Origin of the sequence: Lederbergia panacisoli (assembly GCF_024626525.1) — a bacterium.
GTDB lineage: Bacteria > Bacillota > Bacilli > Bacillales > Bacillaceae_C > Lederbergia > Lederbergia panacisoli.
On the sequence record NZ_JANJGU010000007.1, the window covers coordinates 93,959 to 112,065 of the forward strand.

An 18,107-nucleotide genomic window follows, 5' to 3' on the forward strand; every position below is an offset into this window, starting at 1 on the left:
CGAGCTGCCGAGAATCCTTGGCAGCTTTTTAAAATTTATTGTTTTTTTCTTTTAACCACGCAAGAGCTCTTTGTTCAAGCCCCTCAACAAATTCCTCTTTACCAAGGCTATAGCCTTCAATATCTTTAGGAAACTGTATAGCTAGTTGCTCCTTTAATTCTCCATATGCTGCCGCTTCTTGATTATGTGATTTTAAATAGTCCCGCACTGCTAAATGGCGTTCAATTTCAAATTTGTTATCGAATTGAAAAATATGAATCTGATGTGTTCTATTTTCCCCTCCCTTTCGGAAATATCTTCTTCCCTTTATCCCAAACTCACCAAGTGGCTCATATCCAATCCCTTTCATTTTTTCATTATACCGATCGATAACTTCAATATTTTTAACGGTTGGCATAATATCAATAATTGGTTTAGCTTTTAAATTAGGCACTGCTGTACTTCCAATATGATGAATTTCCACGATTTCATTTTTCAGAATTTCTTGTATATGACTAGCTTCCTTTTTAAATAATTCGGGCCAGTTTTCATCATAGTTGGTGACAATAATATTCATTGCACGATTTACCATTTCTTTTCACCCCACTTTATGAAATTCCTATCATTTCAACTCGTTTTTTTGCTTAATCGATTTTTTATCCGCTATGTTAAAAATCAATCGAATTAGTGGTGGAACTGCGAAAAAGATAAAAAAGGTTCGAAACAGCTGGTAGCCAGATACAAAAGAAAGATCTGCATTGATTGCGTGTGCGATGACTCCCATTTGGTCCATTCCTCCTGGCGCCAAGCTTAGTAAAGCTGTTGCATTTGAAATAGGTTGTAGTTTCGTCAACAATGCACTTAAACCAATTGCCCCGATAACAAGTATAAACCCACTTCCAATCGCAAGGCTAAATGTTTTGATTTTTCTAGGAATCTGGTTGGGTGTAAGCATTAAACCTACATGTGTACCAAGCATCAACTGCGCTGCATTAATGACGGTTGAGGGCAATTGAGGTCCGTCTAAGCCATAAGCTTGTAAGATTGCGGTCCCAATGGCCGGGCCAATTAGATACGCTGTTGGAAAGTTAATTTTTGCACCAAGGAGAGCGAAAAGAATACATATTACTGCAAAAATAATGATATTAGGAAACAATTGATTCCAGCTTGCAGTGGATAAGGTCGGGATTACTTCAACTGACAATGAATTTGCAACACGACTAGAATCTGCAAACACCGGAATCAACACAAGCAATGGCATTGCAATAATAATGATTATTAATCGGATTACTTGAGTAATCGTTACAACACCGAGATTAATGCCCTTCGTTTCTTCAGCTAACATGATAATTTGTGAAAGCCCACCTGGTATGCTCGCTAATAACAACGTTCTATAATCACTGTCAGATAACCTTGAAACGACAAAGGCAATACCCGAACAAAGCAATAATAAGAAAACAGTCATCAAAAACATATACGGCAATTGCCCTACCATTTCATGCAAGGCAGATGGAGTCATCGACAGGCCAATCGTATAACCGACAATGATCATCCCTGTTTCGAATTGTTCTCGGCCAGATAAGTTTAAGTTTTAATATATTCGTACTGATTAATACAGCAATCATCGGACCTAGCAGCCATGGAACTGGGATATGAAGGAAACTAAATAGTATGCCTCCTATTATCGCAGTGATAAGAGTTATGAAAATTTGATTAGCTATTTTAAAATCTCTATTTTTCATAAAATTAAACCTACTAAATTGTTTTATTTTCATTGTAGATTCTTATTGAAAACATTGTCAAAGATTCATGACCTAAATCCCTAAATATGGTAACCTTGTATTAATACTGAAAGGGGCGATGTAAGATGAGTATTTCCATTCCTGAGATTACACTCAATGACGGTTTTTCTTTGCCTGTCGTAGGTTTAGGTACATACAGTTTGAGAGGAAATGCAGGGGCTAATGCCATTAAGCAGGCGATTGATATCGGATATCGCTTGATTGATTCTGCCTACAACTACGAAAACGAAGGAACAGTTGGAGAAGCGATTCGAAGAAGTTCCGTTCCAAGGGATCAATTAATCATTACATCCAAGCTGCCTGGACGCTATCATTCTTATGAAAAGGCAGTTTTAGCTATCCAAGAATCGTTGTACCGTGCAGATCTAGATCATTATGATTTATATTTAATCCACTGGCCAAATCCAAAACAAGATTTATATGTAGAAGCTTGGCAAGCCTTAATTGATGCGCAAAAGTGGGGTCTCATTCGGTCGATTGGCGTTTCTAATTTCTTACCTGACCATCTTGAGCGTTTGGATAAGGAAACTGGTGTTATGCCAAGTGTTAACCAAATTGAATTACATCCATTTTTCAACCAAGAACAGCAAAGAAAATGGCATGAAGAGAATCATATAGTGACAGAATCATGGAGTCCATTGGCGCGGGCAAAGACAATCCAAGAAAATGAAACGATCAAAAAAATAGCGGAACAACATAACAAATCCGTTTCACAGATTGTTTTACGCTGGCATTATCAATTAGGTGCAGTATCCATCCCTAAATCCGCATCTCCTACTCGCCAGCTGGAAAACATATCAATTTTTGATTTCTCATTGGATGAAAATGAAATGAATATGATGGCGGAATTAACACGTCCCGATGGAAGAATGAATAATCAAGATCCAGCTAAATATGAAGAATTTTAATATTATTAAAGAGCGCAATATTTAAAGGATGCGCTCTTTTTTTATTATGCCTATATATATAAATCCCCAGATTATTTACTGTTACAAAACTCAACTACTTCTCTATACGATAAATCTCCTCCAAAAATATCTAATGAACTGCCAATTGTAATATCTAAATGCCCATTAGAAATTTGGTGAAATTTTTCTAAATCTTTTATTGAACTAACTCCACCTGCATATGTAGTCGGAATTGAAACCCATTTTGATAGTTGCTCTACTAAATCCTCTTGTATTCCTGAACGCTTTCCTTCTACATCTACTGCATGGATTAAAAATTCATCACAATACTTTTCTAGTTCCCTTATTGATGATTTATTGACCTCTAAATTACTATATTGGGTCCATTTATTTGTTACAACAAACCACTTCCCATTCTTTTTCTTACAACTCAGGTCAATTACCAGCTTATCTTTTCCAACCGCATCAACGATTCTATTCAATCTATCTTTATTAAGTTCACCATTGTCAAAAATGTAGGAAGTAACGATTACATGCGATGCTCCATTGTCTAGATAGAAGTTGGCATTGTCTACTGTAATTCCCCCTCCAATCTGTAAACCTTTAGGATATTCTTTTAATGCTTGTAAAGCTGAATCCTTGTTGCCATCACCAAGCATAATAACATGCCCACCAGTTAGTCCGTCATTTTTAAACATTGAAGCATAAAAGGCAGACCCATATTCCGATACAAAGTTTTCAGTAACTTTTTCATTCTCCAAGCGAAGTGTGTCCCCAACAATTTGTTTAACTTTCCCTTGATGTATGTCTATACATGGTCTAAATTTCAATCTAATCATTTCCTTTATAAAGTTTTATCAAACAGGAAAAGTTCCCTGTAATTCACCTTTACTACTTTTCTTACTGAATACCTTTGTTTTTCAGTATACCTAAATATGCTTTCCAAGGTCCAACATCGTCTTTGTATCTCTTGGCCATCACCCTTACGATTTGAGCAATATGCGTCAAATCATGAGCAACCCAAGTTGAGATTAATTCTTTTACCTTTACAACGCCAAATTCAGGATGTGAACCAGTTAATTCTAGGTGTAGGTCTGGTTCGACGAGTTTTTTTAGTTTCTCTATATTTTGCGTCCGAATCGTTTTAAATTCAAGCATCTTTTCCTCAATCAACTTTTCCTCAATATCATGTAAGTGAGCAAAGCGATCAAATGGCGGAAATGGCTCACCCCCACCTTCTTGAAGTATGAATTCCAACCTTGGTATCCAATTGGTTTTCTCACCTTCAACGAGATGTCCAATGACTTCCATAGCACTCCACGTTCCTTCACCTTCATTGCATTCCAACCAGCCATTTGATAAACCCGAAAAAAAATATTCTAATGTTGCGGGTGTTCGTTCTAAGACCTCAATAGCTTCATTTATATTAAAATTCATCGAGATTCTCCTTGTTTCTTTAGGTTCACTAGGATCTTTTCAATATTCTTTTTCCGAACCCCTGGATTTTTATAATGACTAATCCCATTAATACATTTTGATTTTTGTGGATATGGCAACTTTTTAAAAATATTGTATGCCTCTTGGTCATTCTCGAATGCTTCTATAAAATCATTGGGTATTTTAATATCAAAATGCTTACTTTCGTAAACTTCTTCAATAAATAGTTCCATAAAGTGTGTTATTTTCCCTTTTGGGGTGTAACTTTCTAGTACTCCGAACTCTGGATCATAAAATACTCCATCGTAATAAACGACGCTGTGCCCATATGTTGGAAACTGGACCAATAACACACAAAGAGGTGGAAGATCTTTTATATCATCCACTTTACGCCAGCTCAAATAGTCAATTTTATATTTTTTCAAAGCTCCATAAAAATGAGTAGACCCTGGCCCTCTCGTTCCCTTCATTACTAAAACAGCTTCTTCTATTGGAATCCGTGCGACCATTGCTAAACACGCTTCATCACATGCTGAAAAGTCTGGCTGAGGTACATAGGTTATAGAGAATTTACTCATGTTTACCTCCTATTTCTGATAATCAGACTTCTAAATTCTTATCATTCAACTTCTTTAATAACTCAATAATTTCTTTTCTCTGTTCATTTGCTTTTTTCATTTTTAATTCAAGCGAACCACAGGTGATTATAATAAAAATAGCCAGGATTATTAATATGAAATCCATAAAGAAACACCGCCTCTTTACTATTACTTATTATCATTCTTCTTACATACGAGAATCTCCTTTTATAATCTACATAAATAAAAAGATGCTAAACTTTTTCCAAATGTCTCCACTAGAATAATAGAATAATAGATAGTAATATATATTAAGTATTTCTTTCGGGTAAAAATTGCTAGCTTTTTAACTATATAATACCTGTATAACCTCTAGAATATGGCTTGAGGGTATCTACCAGGAACCTTTAAAATCCTGACTACAGAAAATGAATGATTCGTTTTTTGCAGTCAGGATTTTTTGTTTTTTTGAAAAACATTAGGCCTATTCTTTATTTAGAAAGGATTGATTTACATCATGAACTTAAAGGTTTATATATTAGCATTATGTACAATCGCGGCTGGATTGGTTGAATTGATTATAGGTGGGATATTACCTACAATTGCCGACGATTTTAATATTACATTAGGGACTGCCGGTCAACTTATTACAGTGTTCGCCCTTATTTATGCTATTGCGGGCCCTGTTTTGCTTATGCTAACGAGCAAAATTGAACGCAAGAAGTTATACCTTGCATCTCTTTTTGCTTTCATTCTTGGTAATATCATGACATACTTCAGTCAGAATTTTACTTTTATGATGACCGCAAGGGTAATAACTGCAATGAGTACAGCACTTATCGTTGTGTTATCTTTAACGATTGCTGCAAAAATCGCAGCCCCTACTCATCAGGCAAAAGCAGTAGGGCTTATTTATATGGGAATTAGTTCGGCGCTTGTATTGGGAGTTCCATTAGGAATCTTAATTTCTAACGCATTTGGATGGCGCGTATTATTCCTTGGAATCGCTTTGTTGGCACTTGTCTCGATGGCCCTGATTTTCATATTTTTAGAACAAATCCCTGGTGAAAAAACGATACCACTTTCACAACAATTAAAAGCTGTGGCTAGCGCAAAAATAAGCAGCGCCCATCTGGCTACATTGTTTATGTTGGCGGGACATTATACGCTATATGCCTATTTCACACCATTTTTGGAAACAAATCTTCATTTAAATTCCTATTGGATTAGTATCTGTTATTTCGTATTTGGTATTGCTGCTATAAGTGGTGGAGCTTTCGGGGGAATTCTTTCAGATCGGATTGGAGCTCCTAAGAGCATACTCATTGTAATTGGCGCATTTGCCATCGTACTAGGCATTTTACCATTCACGACTTTTTCACTCTTCATATTCATTCCGATTATGATGGTTTGGGGTGCATTAAGTTGGAGTTTATCACCACCACAACAAAGCTATTTGATTCAAACGGATCCAGCCACATCTGATATTCAACAAAGCTTCAATAATTCCGCATTGCAAATAGGTATTTCATTAGGTTCAGCAATTGGCGGTGTTGTATTAAATCATACAGGCTCCGTTTCAGGTACAGCTTGGGTTGGTTGTGTCATTGTGATTATCGCGCTCTTGTGTGCATTCTTTTCATTAACAAGACCAGCAATTATTAGAAGAAATGAAAATTCAGAGGCTTTATTTTATAAGAATACGGTTCAATAATATTTATTGTAGGTGTTGACCTAGTTTTTTGAATATGGAACAGTCCCTTTTATTTGCGAAAGGGGCTGCTTTTTTAATTCAGTTTATTTCAACGCGGCAGTAAGTATATGTACTATTCTTTATCCTTGTTCTAAGTTCCTATATTTTATTTCATTTTTCTTTTAATCAAACGTTTGATTAGTAGTTTAAAGCACATTTTTTTAAAAATGCGTCGCTATGGCACCCGCTTTGTTTAATCAAACGTTTGATTAGATTGGGACTTTATTTAATCAATCGTTTGATTAGTGGTTATTGTCCCTATATTGCTTCTATGATACGATTTACTTATTAAATAAAAGGAGGAAACAGCAATCAACCTAAAAATAAGATCAGAATCTCTATCTCTGCAAGGGTTAACCGCCGCACAAAATCGCTTGTCTACAGAACACTTATTATTTCCATCCATCTCATCGAAAATACTATCCGTCGAAGCAGGAATAGCCGGTGAGGACAGGGTAGCAGATGTAATCCTTCGAAACTCATTCTCCATCGACCATCGCATTTTTCATGACCTATCTCTCACTACCAGTGCACAGTTACAAATAGACACATTATTTTTATCCCGATTATTTGCCCTAATTTTAGAAGTGAAAAACATCTCCGGAATATTGGAATTTAGAGAAAACCCACGACAATTGATTCGAATAAGAAAAGATGGTACTGTTGACGGATTTGAATGCCCTGCCGCCCAAGTAGAACGCAATGTTATTTTGTTTAAAGAATTTTTAAACGAAGCCGGTATTGATATCCCCGTTATTGGTGTCGTTGTCTTAGCATACCCCAAGCAAATTGTAAAAGTTGCACCTAAACATACAAAAGTTTTATTCCCAAACTTAGTCCCACAATACATTCAAAGCCTCTACCCTCTCCCACATAAAATAGATGTCAGAACACTGGATTGGCTGACATCTCAACTTCTTGATAGCCATCAACCTTATATCCCTAATCCTGTTTGTGAAACGTATGGAATTCCTAAAGGCGACTTTAAAAGTGGAGTAATGTGCCAAATTTGTGACGATATCGGAATGGTAAAGGTTTTTAGAAGTTGGTATTGTCCAAATTGCAAAAACTTTGATCGTTTGGCTCATCAGCAAGCAATTAAGGAATGGTTTTTATTATTCGGAAGAAAAATGTCAAATAAGGATTGCCGTGACTTTCTAAATATTGATGACATAAAATCCACGAACCGCATCTTACAAACAATGAATCTAGAAAGCCATGGCAAAAATCGATATCGCACATATTCCATGGATTTTCTAGCTGAGATGAAGTGAAAAAGCTTAGTCTAATGGGAGATGTATTTCCGAAATGGGCGATTATGTGGGAATGGTGCCTACCAATAGGAATTGATGGCTTTTATATGGGATAGAATCTATGTACGGGAATAAACCTTACTTGAAAGGGAATAGAGAGCCTTCGAACGTGAATGGGATGGCATTGAACGGGAATAGACGACCATTGAACAGGAATAGCAGATGCGAACGGGAATAGCTTTCACTTGAAAGGGAATAGAGAGCCTTCGAGCGAGAATTGGATGGCATTGAACTGGAATAGACGATAGTTAAACGGGAATAGAATCTACGAAAGCGAATAAACTTCAATTAAAAGGGAATAGACAACCTTCGAACGAGAATAGCCTTCACTTGAAAGGGAATAGACAGCCTTCGAACGAGAATTGGATGACCTTGAGCGGGAATAGACGACAGTTAAACGGGAATGAAATCTTCGAACGAGAATAGACTTCATTTAAAAGGGAATAGACAACCTTCGAGCGAGAATTGGATGGCATTGAACAGGAATAGACGACAGTTATACGGGAATGAAATCTTCGAACGAGAATAGACCTCACTTGAAAGGGAATAGACAGCCTTCGAACGAGAATTGGATGACCTTAAACGGGAATAGAGAGCCTTCGAGCGAGAATTGGATGGCATTAAACGGGAATAGAGAGCCTTCGAGCGAGAATTGGATGGCATTAAAAGAGGATAGACGGCCGCTCAACGGGAGAAGAACCTCTACAAGCCCATGGATGACCGTTATATGGAAATAAACTTAGAATAGTACTAGAAATCGCTATGTGGAGACCATATAAAGTCCGATGATCAACACCGCCATTCCAGCGCGAACATGAATGGCGGTTATCATGTATTATCTTTCATCTCCTATCGTAAATATGTATCTGCTCGCTCCAAATCGAAAAGACCGCTTTCCTCGAGAAATTGATAAAGAATTTGTACGTGACCACTACCAACGATGAATAAAATCCGATCATCTGATGATGTTGCTAATCGAGTTAAGTTTGAAAAAAGGATTAAGTTTCTTTGATACCACCAAATCAGCCAGTCTATCCCAACATAATGATCAAAATCTCCAATACGAGCCATATTCATATACATTTCATGGTGTTTCTTCACTTCTGATGGATCATTGCATTCACGAAATAAATCGAGTATGGTGGGTGCTGTACCTTCCGTTTCGCCTTGAATGCTTGCCTCTATCCATCCATAAATAGATTGAAATAATTCGGGTTGATTAGCTTTAGCCCATTCATATACTTCTCCTGCACTTCTTGTCCCTGCGCCTTGTTCCATCCAATCTATAGCATATATTTTTTCGTGATTTAGTTCGTTTGCAATTCGAAATCCAAGTTGGTAAATTTCATTTATTTTGAGTTCAAAGTTTCCATTTTTGTATCTTCTATACTCCTCATTTAGTTCCCGGTTCCTTTTTGTCACTCTTTCCACGGCTAATTTAGTAGGGTTATATTGTTTAACACGTTCCACGACCTCTTGAATTTCTTTTTGTCTTTTTATTGTCAATAAATCGTCTAAATTAGACTGAAACAAGTCTGAACTTGGTGCCATATGAAATGTACCTAATATTAAAACTGTAGGCTTTATATTTACCTTTTCCATCCCATAATCCTCCTTATATTTCCTATATCGATAGTTTCTATTAAGAAGATGGGATTTCCTCCATTTAGTTTTATATAAATCCTCAAAAACTAACTTATAGCTTTCGTTTTGAATTCAAACAATAGTAGAAATGGTATATGATATAGTCAACAAAATTACAAGATGAAAGAGGAGAATGACATGTGCCGCAACATTAAAACATTATTTAACTTTGATCCTCCAGCTACCGATGATGAGGTTTATGCAGCCTCACTTCAGTATGTTCGAAAGATTTCCGGTTTTAATCAACCATCGAATGCAAACAAAGACGCTTTTAATCGTGCAATTGAGGAAATAGCAATGGCTACACAAAATTTACTTAACTCACTAGAAACCTCAGCTAATCCACGTAATCGAGAGGTGGAAGCTGAGCGAGCCCGGGCTAGAAATGCAAAAAGATTTGGAAATAAAGAGATTTAAACAATTAAATGATGTTTCTTAAGGACTCTTACATAAAGGATTGCAGGCTATTACAATAAGGGGGGCTGAGTCGACAACCCCTTACTAATGGGAGCAAATTCAATCGTATACAAAAAGAAATAACTCTTCCTCAGCTTTAAATGAGCTTGGAGTGTTATTTCTTCTTATGATCTCTGCGCAGTGCGAGTTCCCTATTCCTCAGATTCGAACAAGTATAAAAACAGATATATTTGACTTAGGAAGGTACTTTTTTTAAAAAATCATTCCCCACCATTAACGACCTAACGTTTTTTTCATTTCTTTAAATTCTTCCGCACTGATTTCCCCTTTTGCAAAACGGGCTTCTAAGATAGAAAGAGCATCATTGTGAGGATGATTGAACGTTCTCCCTTTTCCCCTCAAAATCATGATGAATGCCCCAACTATGATTAAAAAGAATACAAAAGCAAATGGGTGAAAATATCCCCAATGGTGCATATTAATCAACTCCTACTTTTATTTGTTTTTACTAAAGCTAGGCTTGTGCGCAACACTACTATAGAAAGCCAAAATAATAACATTGCAATGACAGGATGAAGTGCTGTTTTATAAGGAAATTTCCCCGACAATCCGACAGTCATATATTGCAAAGCAATCATTATGTACAGGGCTAAACTATGCCAACGTAATTTTTTTGGAATCTCCCCAAAAAATGCAAGAACCAGCATTACGATTGGAATGAATTCAAAATAAACGACAAATGATTTATGCACTGCCCACTGGCTAGAATCGGCAAACAACTCAACGCCCGCTATAAAAATTTGACAGATGATAGCGATTAGGAATAATAAGGAAAGTAAAGCAAAGATTCTGCGAATGGCATTTCCTTTATTTGTAGTGACCACAAACTCCCATCCTCTCTTTCATTATGATGTTTTACGCTTTCCCCATGGTTTAAAGACAGATATCGCAAATATGATGAGAAGCGAAAGAATTTGAATAGCGATTCCCGTCCATAAATTAATATGAAACATATCCAATTGATTCATGTTTGTTTCAAACTTGTACAAAGCCTTTAATGTCCAAGCATACATACCCCAAAGGTTTAAAAAGAGAAGGAGTGCCGTGAGAATTTCTTTTACAATAATCCAATAGAATTTGAACAATCCCATTTAGTCCACATGGATAGTAGGATCCCGGATACAAATGTCCCTATGGTTGATGCTCTAACAGATGTTTTCGATAAAACATGCATGATTTGATAACAGCTGCTCACTAGTTGTTCGCTCCCAGTACTTGCCGCGGTGATGCTTAAAATGAGAAAGGTGACCATATTCCCAAGCATAATTGCTGAAAATATGAGATGAATGGTAAGCAGCCATCTTTTTCCTGTTATCGATAATTGCAATCTCTCACCTCCGTCCCACTGCTATTACTATAACAAGCAAATCTAAACTCCTTCTGAAGCATATATAAAAAATGTATAAACTAATATATACAAAATAAAAAACACCCATTCCGTAAAATGAGCGTTTCATCCATTAAAGCGATATCCAGATCCCCACATCGTTTGAATGTATTCTGGATTCGATGTATCTTTTTCAATTTTCTTTCGAATTTTTTTCACATGGACAGTGACTGTTGCATTATCCCCAATTGAATCAAGACCCCATATTTTTTCAAATAATTCTTCTTTCGAAAAAACTTGGTTGGGATGTGAAGCCAAAAAGGAAAGTAGATCAAATTCTTTAGTTGTAAACAGCACTTCTTTTCCATCTAGAAAGACTTGTCTTGATGCTGTATTTATATGAAGACCCCGAACACGGATTTCATCTTTTGGTGTATCCACTTGAATCAAACGTTCATACCTAGCAATATGCGCTTTAACCCTTGCGACTAATTCACGCGGGCTAAAAGGTTTTACAATATAATCATCTGCACCAAGGCCTAGTCCCCGCACTTTGTCGATATCATCAAATTTGGCTGTTACCATAATGATAGGAATATTGGATACTTTTCTCACTTGTTTACAAATGTCAAATCCATTGATGTTGGGAATCATTAAATCGAGTAAAATTAAATCAAAATTACGATTTAAGGCAGCGTCCAGACCACTTTTTCCTTCTTGGGCTATCTCAATATGAAAACCCTCAATTTCAAGATAATCCCTTTCTAATTCCGCGATACTTTGATCATCTTCTATGATTAAAATCTTTTTATTCATCGTTTTCATCCTCTGGTTTTTTAAGTGTGAAGTTAACGCGGAGGCCCCCCGTAGATACATTTTCCGCCCACATTTTCCCGCCATGTGCTTCAATAATCTGTGAGGCAATCGCAAGGCCAAGCCCACTTCCGCCTGTACTGCGTGCCGGGTCGGTACGATAAAAGCGGTTAAATATTGCTGCTAGCTCCTCTGTCGGCACACCCGGACCATTATCACTTACACTTATTTTAATCATATTTTTTTCTTCAATAATTGAAATGTTAATCGTTGCAGGGCTTTTATCCATATATTTCATGCTATTAAAAATAATATTTTCCATCACACGAATCAATTTATCCCTATCGATTCGAGCTTGAGGATGAGAGATATTAGAATGAAACAAAACTTTTACATCCTTCTCGATTAATTCTTCACTGATTTCCTCTAAGTAGTCTTTAATAAAGGCTTGAATATCAACTGTTTCAAAATGAAAAGGCAATGAATTCACATCTAATTTGGAATACAAAGCGAGTTCTTCAATTAATCGATTCATATATGTGGCTTTAGAGCGAATCGTATCAAGATACTGTTCTCGTTTATCGCCTGAATTCGCGATACCATCTTGAAGGCCTTCTACATACCCTAGAATCGAAGTGATGGGTGTCTTTAAATCATGTGAAATATTAGCAATCATTTCCTTGCGATTGTTTTCGTATTGATCACGAAGTTCTAATGACTCCTTTAGCTGGCCTCTCATCGAATCAAACGTACGAATTAGCTGCCCCAGTTCATCCTTGCTTTTCGACTTAATGACAAAATCAAAATCCCCTTTGCTTATTTTTTCAGATGCATGTGACAATTGACGGACTGGCTGCAAAACACTTCGCGACACGATATACGACAAAAATACATTCGTAAGGATATATACTAGGAATAAACTCATTAAAAGAATCGGAAAAAAGGTTCTCGCAAATTTTACAAAAGAAGCTGAATCGTCTAAAAGAAAAATCGAAGCTTTAGACCCATCTTTAAAATAAAAGTCATGCTGCCTAATCGAATAATGTTCCTCTCCAACTCTTGCTCCCGCTGGATTATACCCTTCATTTCCGAAGGGCGGTAAATCATCATTTTTTATTTGGGGATTAGATGTAAACAGTAAATCATTTTCCTTTCGAATAACAATCTCTACACTTTCCCTATTCAATTGCTCTGACAAGGATTCAAGATAATCCGTATTTAGAAATTTTTCTTGATCTAGCGATGCAGTTTTTTGAAGGTTTAAAAAGAGTTCCGTGTTCTTCTCGCCCATACTTTGCCATTGTTGTTTAAAATGTTTTCCAATAACTGCTCCATCGCTATAAACTGCGCTTAATAAAAATATTATGAACACAATAATAAGAATAGGCATCACAATCATTGCAGCATTTGAGATAATAAGACGCTTGCGGATTGACATAAAATTCCCCTTTAGAATAATGATTTCACTATACTAAATCATACATTGAAAAAGTTAACAATCTCTATAAAAAGCATAAAAGTTTTATAAACTTACGCTATCAAAAAACCTGTAGTGGAAATCCCCCTACAGGTTTAATTTACTTCGTGCTTCATTTATTTTAAAACGAATTTTTTAACTAATTCATCCAAATTCTTTGCCATTTCCGTTAAGTTTGTAATCGCTGATGTTATGTCGTTTATATGGCTTTCTTGTTCCATTGTACGGTCAACAACCCTTTTCGTGTTATTCGCAGCTTGACTTGCAGACATGGTCGTTTCTTCAACCGCCGCTGCCACTTCTTCTGAAAAAGTAGACATTTCCGTAGAAGTCTCTGATACTTCTTTTATTTGTAAAGACACACTATGGATTGATTCAACTATGTTTTCGAATGAGTATCCAGCTTCCCCAACAATATGTATGCCCGCTTCCACATTACTTGTAACGATATTCATTGCTTCAACAGTTCGGCTAGTATTCTCATTCATTTTTTCGATTAAAGCAGCTATGCCGTTCGTAGATTGCTCGGATTGTTCTGCTAGTTTTCTCACTTCAGCAGCAACTACTGCAAACCCTTTTCCGGATTCTCCGGCTCTAGCAGCTTCAATTGCAGCATTCAATGCCAACAAATTCGTTTGGGCAGAAATGTCGCGAATCATTTTTATAATCGAAGAAATGTCCTTTGATTGTTCTTCTAACATTCTAATCGCACTAGATGAAGCCGAGACAGATTGATTAATAACATTCATTTGTCTGATTACATTCTCAATTTTACTTTTTCCACCATTCGCATGGTCTAGACTTATCGATGACAGATTGAAAACATTCGCTGAAGCAGATGCGACTTTTTGAATCCCATTGGACATCTGTTCCAATGTTGCTGCACTTTCTTCAGACGATTTATATTGTGTATACACACTTTCCGATACCTCGTGTATAGAAGAAGAAATTTGATGGCTCGCTTCACTTACTTTTTCACTGTTGGATAATAACTGATTGGATGTATCCATTAATTGAATCGAATTAGAATTGATTCCCTCAATAACTACTTTTAATTCGGTCACCATTCCTTGAAAGACCTTTGTTAGATCGCCAATTTCATCTTTACGATTTGTTCCAATTTCGACAGACAAATCACCTGTACCTACACGCTCCACCTGTTCTGTTAATCTTCTAATTGGTTTTGTTAAATAATCGGCGAAAAGGTAAGCGATCAATAATCCGAATGCCAAAATAATGAAAGTAATGATCATGAGCTTTATTTGATTGGAAGCCATACCGTCGTATACTTGAGCAGCATCCAGATCAGCCCCCATAATTCCAATTATATCCCCCGTTTCAGTCTTAATCGGGACATAGACTGATATTAACGGACCATAATCTGGATCTTTCGATATTTCATACTCCACATTTCCTGTTACAAAAGCACGCTTAAGTGCTGGAAATGTAGAAGCACTTTCTTCTTTTTCACCTAACTCTGAAGCATCTTCAGATCCAATTGGCTGACCATCAACCAAATAATAATAATCATAGCTAGACACATTCTGTACACGTGTCATCGTATACAAATACTCCAGCTGATTTAATTCTCGAATTTTATTTAATTCTTCTCGAAGTTCACTGTAATAACCGGTTTCAGTCGAATCGATACTTAATTCTTTGTATCGATCAATATCAATGACAGTAGTTGCTTTTTCAACGATTTTAGAGGCCTGTTTACCAACTGATTCTTTTACAAAATCCATAGTAGAATGATATACAATAGCACTAATTAACAAGCAGGACGTTAATAATAATACAGAAAAAATAATGACCATTTTTAACTTCAGACTGTTTTTCATTATGATTCTCCCATATTCGATGTTAATTTCCACAATGTGGCTCAAAACCCAGCCAATACTAAAAATTATACTTAACTTTTAGGTAAATTTTCTATTTAAACAGGAGATAAAATAGGACTTTTTGCTTATTTTTTTAAAAAATTTTGAAGTTTCATAGATTGTTTTATAATAGAACTAACGATAACTAAGAGGTGAGGATATTGAGAAGCAAGCAAGAAATGATAGATTTAGGAATGAATTTTGCCTTCGAATGTGAAAAAATTAGACTCTTTACACTTGAAGGTTCTCTCACAAACAAAAACATTCCAAAAGATGAGTTTCAAGACTATGATTTTAGTTATTTCGTAACGGACATGGAATTCTTCAAAAAAAGCGATGAGTGGTTAGACTATTTTGGTAAGAGAATTATGATGCAAAAGCCAGAGGCAATGGAGTTGTTTCCCGCAGAACTAGGTAACTGGTTCTCATATCTTATGATTTTTGAAGACGGAACTAAAATCGACCTTACCCTCATTCCACTTGATGAGTACGAGGATTATTTTCAAAACAGTGATGGATTAGTCGAAGTACTATTGGACAAAGATAACCTAATTCAAGAGCCCGTTATTGCCTCAGACCGCAAGTATCATATTCAAAAACCAAGCCATCAATCTTTTGACGACTGCTGCAATGAATTTTGGTTTACTGCTACATATGTTGCGAAAGGACTCGCAAGAAAAGAAATTCTCTTTGCGATTGATATTATGAACGGTCCTTTCCGTCCTAATCTACTTACAATGCTACGTTGGAAAGTCGGGATCGAAGCCGATGTTTCATTGAGCATTGGGAAGTCTGATAAGTTTTTAAAAAAATATATCTCCGGCACAACGTGGGATGCGTTGCTGTCAACTTACGATATGGGTTCCTATGAAAAAATGTGGGATGCCCTTTATGCAAGTTTTGAATTATTTCGAAAAACTTCCCGCCATATCGCGGAAACATTAGGATATACATATCCGGATTATGATGAAAAAGTGAGTAGATATATAGTGGGGATTCGTCAAAAATATTTCGTTACCGAGAAATAAACTTCATGCTGGATCCATTGTATTTTCATGCACGTATATCAGTCCTTGTCATTTCGCCATTGTGCTTCCTAGGAAAAGAGTTTAACATCCAAATTTTTAAAGGGATTTTTTATTGTTTAGAGAAGTAATTATTATATATAACATTAAAGTCCTTTAATTCAGGGAGGTTATTCTATTGCCAAAAGAAGAAATTAAAATTTTTGGCGGCAGTACAGGAAAATCCTTTGCTCAGAAAATGTGCGACTATATTGGAATCGACTTGGGGAAATCAGAAGTATTTAAATTCTCTGATGGCAATATTTTTGTGAAAATCTGCGAGACAGTACGGGATAACGATGTTTATCTTGTACAACCAATAGGGTTAAATCCTAATGATGAATTTACAGAGATTCTTTTTTGGATGGACGCGTTTAAGCGAGCTAGCGCTACTTCGGTTACGGCTATTATTCCTTACTTTGGATATGCAAAAGGCGATAAAAAGGATGAACCTAGGGTTTCAATTAGGGCAAGAGTTTGTGCCGAGTGTATTGAACTTGCAGGTGCTGACAGGATTATAACAATGGACTTACATAGCCCCCAAATCCAAGGTTTTTTCAAAAAACCTGTAGATCACTTATTCGCTCTACCCATTCTTTGTGATTATGTAAAAAGCTTGAATATAGAAGATTTAGTTGTTGTTTCTCCAGATGTAGGATTTGCAAAACAGGCAAGAAACTTTGCTTCCACTCTCCAAGTGCCGGTTGCAATTGGAGATAAAACAAGGAAATCCCATGATGAAAAGGCCAAAGTTTTAGAGATTATTGGGAACGTAAAAGGAAAAAATGCCCTTATCGTTGATGATTTTAGTATTTCAGCTGGAACATTAGTAGATATAGCTATGGGTTTGAAGGAAAGAGGAGCACACAGAATATTTGCTTTAGTTTCCCATCTCATGCTCAGTAAGTCTGGAGCAGAAAAGATAGAAAACAGTCCGATTGAATTGCTTATTAGTACCGACTCCGTCATAAACAATTCCATAATATCTAATAAAACGAAGATTGTTTCTGTGGCTCCTTTATTTGCAGAAGCTGTTCTAAGAATTCATAATAGAGAATCGGTTAGTTCGTTATTTGATTCTGTACCTCAATCTATATTTAATAAACCCCTTAATTGAGATAAGGTAAAAAAGAGAACACAGATTTCGTCATCCAAATGTGTTCTCTTTTAATTTTTGCGATTCTTATTATTTTTTCTAACGTTTTGATTCATTATATAATTCACGAGTTTTATAAACGATTTTTCGGATGCTGTCTGAGGATAAATTATATTTTCGTTCAAGCTCCTCAAACGACTGGCCATCCTGATATAATCGATAAATCTCATCGTTTCTTTGCTTAATTAACCGACGAGAACCATTCACTTCTCCCCATCCCGCTCGCTCATTCGTTTTCTTTGGGATATAAAGCAGTTCTCCCTGAATGTATTTTTGAAGCTCCTTCAGCAAATGAGGGGGAAGCACCTCTTTTCCATTTTTGTATTGCAAAAAATTACATCCTCCTTATTAAGATGTACATATATAAGACGCTTCGTATTAAACAATTTTAAAAACCCCTTTCGTTCCAAATTAGGAAAGCCCTTACAAAATTGTAGTTGTTTTCCTTGCTAATAATAGTATAACGGATTTTCGGCTTATTGAAATAGTAAAAGAGGCC

At 36.2% G+C, this 18,107-nt stretch carries 19 protein-coding genes and 1 riboswitch; of the genes, 6 read left to right on the top strand and 13 right to left on the bottom strand.

The features are described 5' to 3' along the window. Window positions 1–28: 28 nt before the first annotated feature. Both NQ185_RS11540 and NQ185_RS11545 read right to left on the bottom strand, forming a co-directional pair. The gene (locus tag NQ185_RS11540) at window positions 29–571 is read right to left on the bottom strand and encodes a GrpB family protein (protein ID WP_257581948.1); all 543 of its coding nucleotides are present in this window, start codon (window positions 569–571) and stop codon (window positions 29–31) included. A 30-nt stretch (window positions 572–601) separates the two neighbouring features. Continuing rightward, a complete protein-coding gene (locus tag NQ185_RS11545; protein WP_257581950.1) occupies window positions 602–1,531 on the bottom strand; it encodes an AbrB family transcriptional regulator in 930 nt (309 codons plus the stop codon). A 315-nt stretch (window positions 1,532–1,846) separates the two neighbouring features. Between NQ185_RS11545 and NQ185_RS11550 the strand changes: the two genes are divergently transcribed. Continuing rightward, window positions 1,847–2,689, top strand: a complete 843-nt coding sequence (locus NQ185_RS11550) for an aldo/keto reductase (RefSeq protein ID WP_257581951.1) — start codon at window positions 1,847–1,849, stop codon at window positions 2,687–2,689. 71 nt (window positions 2,690–2,760) lie between these two features. On the opposite strand, the gene hisA is transcribed toward NQ185_RS11550, so the two are convergent. The 3 genes from hisA to NQ185_RS11565 all read right to left on the bottom strand — a co-directional run bounded on the left by hisA (window position 2,761) and on the right by NQ185_RS11565 (window position 4,704). Further along, a complete protein-coding gene (gene hisA / locus NQ185_RS11555; RefSeq protein WP_257581952.1) occupies window positions 2,761–3,519 on the bottom strand; it encodes a phosphoribosylformimino-5-aminoimidazole carboxamide ribotide isomerase in 759 nt (252 codons plus the stop codon). A 70-nt stretch (window positions 3,520–3,589) separates the two neighbouring features. Next, on the bottom strand, window positions 3,590–4,126 hold the full coding sequence (locus NQ185_RS11560; protein ID WP_257581953.1) for a DinB family protein: 537 nt from the start codon (window positions 4,124–4,126) through the stop codon (window positions 3,590–3,592). Continuing rightward, window positions 4,123–4,704 (bottom strand): YdeI/OmpD-associated family protein, encoded by a 582-nt coding sequence (locus NQ185_RS11565; protein ID WP_257581955.1) that lies wholly within the window; start codon window positions 4,702–4,704, stop codon window positions 4,123–4,125. The genes NQ185_RS11560 and NQ185_RS11565 overlap by 4 nt, the downstream gene beginning before the upstream one ends. A 341-nt stretch (window positions 4,705–5,045) precedes the next feature. Then, window positions 5,046–5,146: riboswitch (purine riboswitch) on the top strand. 75 nt (window positions 5,147–5,221) lie between these two features. On the opposite strand from NQ185_RS11565, the gene NQ185_RS11570 reads away from it, so the two are divergent. Both NQ185_RS11570 and NQ185_RS11575 read left to right on the top strand, forming a co-directional pair. After that, the gene (locus tag NQ185_RS11570) at window positions 5,222–6,418 is read left to right on the top strand and encodes an MFS transporter (RefSeq protein ID WP_257581956.1); all 1,197 of its coding nucleotides are present in this window, start codon (window positions 5,222–5,224) and stop codon (window positions 6,416–6,418) included. Between the two features lie 413 nt (window positions 6,419–6,831). Beyond that, entirely contained in the window at window positions 6,832–7,731 is a 900-nt protein-coding gene (locus NQ185_RS11575; RefSeq protein WP_257581957.1) for a nuclease-related domain-containing protein, read from the top strand. A gap of 888 nt (window positions 7,732–8,619) precedes the next feature. Here NQ185_RS11575 and NQ185_RS11580 read toward each other — a convergent pair. Next, window positions 8,620–9,372, bottom strand: a complete 753-nt coding sequence (locus tag NQ185_RS11580; RefSeq protein ID WP_257581958.1) for a DUF5694 domain-containing protein — start codon at window positions 9,370–9,372, stop codon at window positions 8,620–8,622. Between the two features lie 180 nt (window positions 9,373–9,552). Between NQ185_RS11580 and NQ185_RS11585 the strand changes: the two genes are divergently transcribed. Continuing rightward, window positions 9,553–9,831 (top strand): DUF2277 domain-containing protein, encoded by a 279-nt coding sequence (locus NQ185_RS11585; RefSeq protein WP_257581959.1) that lies wholly within the window; start codon window positions 9,553–9,555, stop codon window positions 9,829–9,831. 273 nt (window positions 9,832–10,104) lie between these two features. Here NQ185_RS11585 and NQ185_RS11590 read toward each other — a convergent pair whose 3' ends face one another. The 6 genes from NQ185_RS11590 to NQ185_RS11615 form a co-directional block, all read right to left on the bottom strand. Next, the gene (locus tag NQ185_RS11590; RefSeq protein WP_257581961.1) at window positions 10,105–10,308 is read right to left on the bottom strand and encodes an SHOCT domain-containing protein; all 204 of its coding nucleotides are present in this window, start codon (window positions 10,306–10,308) and stop codon (window positions 10,105–10,107) included. A 5-nt stretch (window positions 10,309–10,313) separates the two neighbouring features. Beyond that, window positions 10,314–10,715, bottom strand: a complete 402-nt coding sequence (locus NQ185_RS11595) for a DUF6220 domain-containing protein (protein WP_257581962.1) — start codon at window positions 10,713–10,715, stop codon at window positions 10,314–10,316. 233 nt (window positions 10,716–10,948) lie between these two features. Next, a complete protein-coding gene (locus tag NQ185_RS11600; RefSeq protein ID WP_257581966.1) occupies window positions 10,949–11,218 on the bottom strand; it encodes a hypothetical protein in 270 nt (89 codons plus the stop codon). A 126-nt stretch (window positions 11,219–11,344) separates the two neighbouring features. Further along, window positions 11,345–12,034, bottom strand: coding sequence for a response regulator transcription factor (locus NQ185_RS11605; RefSeq protein WP_257581967.1), 690 nt, complete (start codon window positions 12,032–12,034; stop codon window positions 11,345–11,347). Continuing rightward, the gene (locus NQ185_RS11610) at window positions 12,027–13,469 is read right to left on the bottom strand and encodes a sensor histidine kinase (protein ID WP_257581968.1); all 1,443 of its coding nucleotides are present in this window, start codon (window positions 13,467–13,469) and stop codon (window positions 12,027–12,029) included. Before NQ185_RS11610 ends, NQ185_RS11605 begins: the two co-directional genes overlap by 8 nt. A 155-nt stretch (window positions 13,470–13,624) precedes the next feature. Beyond that, complete coding sequence (locus tag NQ185_RS11615; protein WP_257581970.1) at window positions 13,625–15,349, bottom strand: methyl-accepting chemotaxis protein; 1,725 nt, start codon at window positions 15,347–15,349, stop codon at window positions 13,625–13,627. A 200-nt stretch (window positions 15,350–15,549) separates the two neighbouring features. Here NQ185_RS11615 and ant(6) point away from each other — a divergent pair, with 200 nt between their 5' ends. Continuing rightward, entirely contained in the window at window positions 15,550–16,416 is an 867-nt protein-coding gene (ant(6), locus tag NQ185_RS11620) for an aminoglycoside 6-adenylyltransferase (protein ID WP_257581972.1), read from the top strand. Window positions 16,417–16,591: 175 nt separating this feature from the next. Then, the gene (locus NQ185_RS11625) at window positions 16,592–17,569 is read left to right on the top strand and encodes a ribose-phosphate diphosphokinase (protein WP_257581973.1); all 978 of its coding nucleotides are present in this window, start codon (window positions 16,592–16,594) and stop codon (window positions 17,567–17,569) included. A 78-nt stretch (window positions 17,570–17,647) separates the two neighbouring features. Here the strand turns inward: NQ185_RS11625 and NQ185_RS11630 are convergent, their stop codons facing one another. Then, window positions 17,648–17,938: a CD3324 family protein gene (locus NQ185_RS11630; RefSeq protein WP_257581974.1), complete on the bottom strand. Its 291-nt coding sequence runs from the start codon at window positions 17,936–17,938 to the stop codon at window positions 17,648–17,650. Window positions 17,939–18,107: the final 169 nt, after the last annotated feature.

Excerpts from the sequence above, each read along its gene's own strand:
- NQ185_RS11540 (WP_257581948.1), bottom strand. The coding sequence starts at position 571 with ATGGTAAATCGTGCAATGAATATTATTGTCACCAACTATGATGAAAAC.
- NQ185_RS11545 (WP_257581950.1), bottom strand. The coding sequence starts at position 1,531 with ATGATCATTGTCGGTTATACGATTGGCCTGTCGATGACTCCATCTGCC.
- NQ185_RS11550 (WP_257581951.1), top strand. The coding sequence starts at position 1,847 with ATGAGTATTTCCATTCCTGAGATTACACTCAATGACGGTTTTTCTTTG.
- NQ185_RS11560 (WP_257581953.1), bottom strand. The coding sequence starts at position 4,126 with ATGAATTTTAATATAAATGAAGCTATTGAGGTCTTAGAACGAACACCC.
- NQ185_RS11565 (WP_257581955.1), bottom strand. The coding sequence starts at position 4,704 with ATGAGTAAATTCTCTATAACCTATGTACCTCAGCCAGACTTTTCAGCA.
- NQ185_RS11570 (WP_257581956.1), top strand. The coding sequence starts at position 5,222 with ATGAACTTAAAGGTTTATATATTAGCATTATGTACAATCGCGGCTGGA.
- NQ185_RS11580 (WP_257581958.1), bottom strand. The coding sequence starts at position 9,372 with ATGGAAAAGGTAAATATAAAGCCTACAGTTTTAATATTAGGTACATTT.
- NQ185_RS11585 (WP_257581959.1), top strand. The coding sequence starts at position 9,553 with ATGTGCCGCAACATTAAAACATTATTTAACTTTGATCCTCCAGCTACC.
- NQ185_RS11590 (WP_257581961.1), bottom strand. The coding sequence starts at position 10,308 with ATGCACCATTGGGGATATTTTCACCCATTTGCTTTTGTATTCTTTTTA.
- NQ185_RS11605 (WP_257581967.1), bottom strand. The coding sequence starts at position 12,034 with ATGAATAAAAAGATTTTAATCATAGAAGATGATCAAAGTATCGCGGAA.
- NQ185_RS11610 (WP_257581968.1), bottom strand. The coding sequence starts at position 13,469 with ATGTCAATCCGCAAGCGTCTTATTATCTCAAATGCTGCAATGATTGTG.
- NQ185_RS11615 (WP_257581970.1), bottom strand. The coding sequence starts at position 15,349 with ATGAAAAACAGTCTGAAGTTAAAAATGGTCATTATTTTTTCTGTATTA.